Origin of the sequence: Streptomyces nanshensis (assembly GCF_001751255.1) — a bacterium.
GTDB lineage: Bacteria > Actinomycetota > Actinomycetes > Streptomycetales > Streptomycetaceae > Streptomyces > Streptomyces nanshensis_A.
Genome location: NZ_LJGW01000638.1, coordinates 1 through 4,248 on the forward strand (window position 1 = coordinate 1; position 4,248 = coordinate 4,248).

The 4,248-nt window shown below is 73.4% G+C and carries 4 protein-coding genes and 1 pseudogene; 1 reads left to right on the forward strand and 4 read right to left on the reverse strand.

Annotated elements, in window-relative coordinates; translation table 11 throughout:
- The 4 genes and pseudogenes from AN218_RS30630 to AN218_RS30645 all read right to left on the reverse strand — a co-directional run.
- A pseudogene (locus AN218_RS30630) lies at nt 1–680 on the reverse strand (glycosyltransferase 87 family protein); the annotation flags it as partial.
- A gap of 243 nt (nt 681–923) precedes the next feature.
- Nucleotides 924–1,862, reverse strand: a complete 939-nt coding sequence (locus AN218_RS30635) for a hypothetical protein (protein WP_070020299.1) — start codon at nt 1,860–1,862, stop codon at nt 924–926.
- Nucleotides 1,859–2,806 carry an ATP-binding cassette domain-containing protein gene (locus AN218_RS30640; protein WP_070020300.1) on the reverse strand — a complete coding sequence of 316 codons (948 nt, stop codon included), beginning with the start codon at nt 2,804–2,806 and terminating at the stop codon, nt 1,859–1,861. Before AN218_RS30640 ends, AN218_RS30635 begins: the two co-directional genes overlap by 4 nt.
- Nucleotides 2,803–3,207 carry a GntR family transcriptional regulator gene (locus AN218_RS30645; protein WP_070020301.1) on the reverse strand — a complete coding sequence of 135 codons (405 nt, stop codon included), beginning with the start codon at nt 3,205–3,207 and terminating at the stop codon, nt 2,803–2,805. Before AN218_RS30645 ends, AN218_RS30640 begins: the two co-directional genes overlap by 4 nt.
- 195 nt (nt 3,208–3,402) lie before the next feature.
- On the opposite strand from AN218_RS30645, the gene AN218_RS30650 reads away from it, so the two are divergent.
- On the forward strand, nt 3,403–4,227 hold the full coding sequence (locus AN218_RS30650; protein ID WP_070020302.1) for an aminoglycoside adenylyltransferase domain-containing protein: 825 nt from the start codon (nt 3,403–3,405) through the stop codon (nt 4,225–4,227).
- Nucleotides 4,228–4,248 lie beyond the last annotated feature (21 nt).

The following is a 4,248-nucleotide window of genomic DNA, read 5'->3' on the forward strand; positions in this document are numbered from 1 at the left end:
TCGCCCCTGCCCGCGTACGCCAGCCCCAGGCACGCCATGCCGACCACCGGCGGGTCCACGCCGCCGATCGCCAGCGGCAGCGCAACGGCGGGGCAGACCGTCACCAGCGCGACCGCCCGCCGTGTACGCCGCCCGATGCCCGCGACCCGCGCAGCGCCCACCATCGTCCCGAGGAAGCACAGGGCGAACCACCAGCGCGGACCGGCGAGCAGCCCGGCGCCGGGCACCTCGCCGAACAGCGCGTGCGGCAGCCCGAACAGCGCCATGCCGGGCAGGTAGGGGTTGAAGTCGCTGACGCGGACGGGGTCTTCGGAGTACGGGCTGCCGGTGCCCAGCAGCAGGTCGCCCGCCCGTTCGACGACGCCGACCTCCATCTGCGCCCGGTCGAGCACCACCAGGACGACGAACGGCACGACCACCGTGCCCACGGCCGCGACGACCGCGGTCGGGGGTGCCCAGCGGCGGGCGGACCGCACGGCCGCGAGCGCGGCGGCCGCATAGCCCAGCGCCGCGCACCCGCCCCAGATCTGCTGCGGCACACCCGGGGGAGAGGAGAGTGCGAGGGCGAGTGCCAGTGCCGCGCACAGTGCGAGCAGCACCGTCTCCGTGCGGCTGCTCTGCGTCGGGCGGGCGCTGCCGGGCACCGGCGCGGCACGCTCCGTCGGCTTCGTCGCTGTCATCGTCCCCTGTCCCCTCGGTCGGTCGTGGTCTGTTTTCGGGCGTACTCGGCCGCGGGCCGGACCCGGCGGTCTGCCGGGGGCCCGGAGTCCGTGTGGTGTCATCCGGCCGTCCGGACCGGCCCGTTGGAGATCGCCGCCCGTGCGGGGGCGCTGCGGTGCGGCGCCGGTGTCAGGGCGTTACGGGCCGGTCCGTGCGGAACGAAGCGGTGTGGTGGTGCGGTGCGCTGCGGGAAGGCGCCCGTGTCAGGGCGTTCTGCGGCGCAGCAGCCAGTACGCGGCGGCCACTGCCAGCGCCGTCAGCACCAACAGGAAGCCCGTCTCGACGAGTTGGACGGGCCAGTACAGCGAGGCCGGCTTGGCGCCGAGGCACGCGTCGGCGGAGTAGATGGTCTCGGACTGGCGCCATTGGCAGGGCCGCGCCGCGTAGCCGAAGGGGCCCTTGCCCAACTGCACGTCCGTCACGACCGGCCAGATCCTGGTACGCCACGGGTTGACGAGATAGGTGACGCCCCACGCCGCCACCCCGGCGATGCCCAGCGCGGACAGCGTGCCCCGCGCCAGAAACCCCGTGAGGACGCCGACGGCCAGGCCGAGCAGCACATAGGCGACGGCCGACGGCCCGAAGGCGAAGTAGTAGTCCTGCGTCGAGTAGCCCGCGATGAGCAGTTCGCGGGCGTCGGCCCAGTGCAGCAGCGCGCGGAACTGGAGGACGAGTACGCCCGAGCCCGCCGCGAGGAGGACGCCGGGAACGGCGAGTTTCTCCGTGAGCCAGCGGACGGGCGTGACAGCTTGGGTCCACGCCAACTCCACGGTCCCGCGCTCCACTTCGCGTCCGATGAGCGCGCCGCCCGCCCAGCCGGCGACGACGGGGGCGATGTTCCGCAGCAGCCAGGAGAGGTAGTCGAGCATCCCTCCGAACTGGTGGAAGTCCTCCGCCCTGTTCGGGATCGAGTAGCAGTCCCGGTGACCGGGCGTGCCGCAGCCCTGCTGGACGGCCGTGGCGCCCGTCCCGTACGGGCCGTACTGCAACCAGAGCATGGCCGCCGCCATGCCGGCGACGAAGACGATCCAGACCCACATCGCCGCTCTGTGCAGCCGCAGCACCGCCCACAGCCCCTGGCCGCCGGTGCGTATCCGGCCCTCGGTCCGCGGCTGCGGCCGCGTGGTCGTGGTGTCGCTCATGCGGCGTTCTCCTGCGCTCGGGCGCGCTCGGCGCGCTGGACGGATACGGGCGAGGCGTCGCCGGTGAGGAACGGCGGGACGTGGGTGTTGCGCAGATGCGCCAGCAGGACTTCCTCCACGTTCGGGCGCTCGGCGAGCCAGTCGCCGTCGGGTACTTCCGTGGAGCGCACCAGCGCGGTACGGCCCCGGCCCGAGGGACGCTCCTCGATCACGGTCTGCCGGGAGGCGTCGAGATCGGCGGTGCCGGTGAGCAGCGTGTGCGCCGCCGTCACCTCCTCGATCTCGCCGCCGAGCCGCAGCCGGCCGCCCGTGACGAGGAGGAGGAAGTCGCAGGAGCCCTCCAGTTCGGCGATGACGTGCGAGGACATCACGATCGTCGTGCCCTCCTCGGCGGCCGACATCAGCGCGCCCGTCAACTGCTGCCGCGCCAGCGGGTCCAGGTCGGCCATCGGCTCGTCGAGCAGCATCAGCTCCGCCCGCTTGCCGAAGGCCAGCGCGAGTGCGACGCGGGTGCGCTGTCCTCCCGAGAGGGTGCGGATCCTGGCGTCCGGTGCGAGGCCCTCCCCGTCCTCGCGGCCGTAGGCGATCCGCTCGGCGGCCCGCCGGTCCCAGCGTCCGGTCGAGCGGTTGAGCACGGCGCCGTAGCGCAGCGTCTCGGCGACCGTGAGCTGCGGGTGCAGCGGCTTGGACTGGGCGACGTACGCGACGCGTTCGCGCGCCCGCGCCGGGGTGAGCCCGAGCACGTGCAGCGTGCCGCGGGCCGGACGCAGCAGCCCGGCCGCCAGCCGCAGCAGGGTCGACTTGCCGGCGCCGTTGGGACCGACGAGCGCGCAGACGCGGCCCCGGGGGAGCCGGAAGGAACACTCGTCGAGGACGGCCGGCTTGCGCCGTGAGTACGACTTCGCCAGTCCGGCCGCCTCCAGCGCGGCCGTGGTGTTGCTCATGAATTCTCCTGCGGGAAACGTTCGTTGAGGACGGAGTCGAAGAGGGCCGTCATGTCCTCGCGGGCCAGGCCGTCTTCGTGGGCACGGTCCATCCACTCCTCCAGTTCGGCCCGGCGCGGGGAGTCCAGGGACGAGGCGGTGCCGAGCGAGGCCCGGACGAACGTGCCCAGACCGCGGCGCCCCTCGACGAGCCCCTCGCGTTCGAGCTCGCGGTAGGCCTTGAGGACGGTGTTCGGATTGACCGCCGTCGCCTCGACGACCTCGCGTGCCGTGGGCAGCTTGTCGCCGGGCTCCAGCAGGCCGAGCCGCAGCGCCTGCTTGGTCTGCTGGACGATCTGCCAGTAGGTGGCCACCCCACTGCGGCGGTCGATCCGGAACTTGAAGGCCCCTGCTGCGGTCACACACAGAACCCTTTCACTAATTGAGTAGTGAAAGGGTGAACGAGGGGTACGGTGATGTCAAGCGGCCCTGCACGACGCGGCCAACAGGGCCCGGGAGCAGGGGAGTTCGCGCGTTCGTAAGGCAGGAGTGCCGCAGGGAGGAGTCCGCACCCCCGCGCCGCACCGCCGCCCGGCACGGTGTGGATACTGGGGCGCGTGACGTCCAGCCCCGCCGAACGCGAGCCCCTTCCGGCCGAGTTGCGCCCGTATCTGGGTCAACTCCTCGACCGCGCACGCACGGTGTGCGGACCGCATCTGACCAGCGTGATCGCCGTCGGCTCCCTCGCCCTGGAGGACTACCGGCACGGACGCAGCGACGTGGACGTGACGATCGTGGTGGACGACACCGCCCTGCCGCCCTCCGCCCTGCACGAGCTGTCCGAGACCCTCGCGCACCCCGCGCTGCACTGCCCCGCTCCGGGTCTCGAACTCGTCGTCTACGGGCGGGAGTTCGCCGCCCGCCCGTCCGGCGAGGCCGGATATCTGCTGGACCTGAACACCGGCCCGCTGCTGCCGAACCGGGCGAGCTTCGACCCGGCGGCCTCCCCGGCGTTCTGGTACGTCATCGACCGCTCGGTGGCCCACCGTTCGGGCCGTACGCTCACCGGGCGCCCCGCCTCCGAGGCGATCGCCGAACCCCGCCGGGCCGAGCTGTTCGCCGCGCTGCGCTCCTCCGTCCGCGAACACAGCGACGGCGAGGGCCACTTGGCGGACAACCGGGTGCTCAACGGCTGCCGCTCGCTGGTCTTCTGCCGTACGGGACGCTGGCTGGCCAAGCGCCGTGCCGCAGCCGAAGCCGCCGCGTACGAGGAGGACTTCCGGCCGCTCGTCGAGGCGGCCGTCCGCAGCTTCGAACGCCCCCGCTCGTCCCCGGACGCACTGCCCGCCGACGAGGTGCGCGCCTTCCTGGACCGGGTGCGCACACGGGTCGAGGAGAGCGCCGAGGCGGACGCCGCCCCCGGCGGGGCCGGCCGGCACTGAGGCAGCCGGACGGCACCGCCG

Excerpts from the sequence above, each read along its gene's own strand:
- AN218_RS30635 (WP_070020299.1), bottom strand. The coding sequence starts at position 1,862 with ATGAGCGACACCACGACCACGCGGCCGCAGCCGCGGACCGAGGGCCGG.
- AN218_RS30640 (WP_070020300.1), bottom strand. The coding sequence starts at position 2,806 with ATGAGCAACACCACGGCCGCGCTGGAGGCGGCCGGACTGGCGAAGTCG.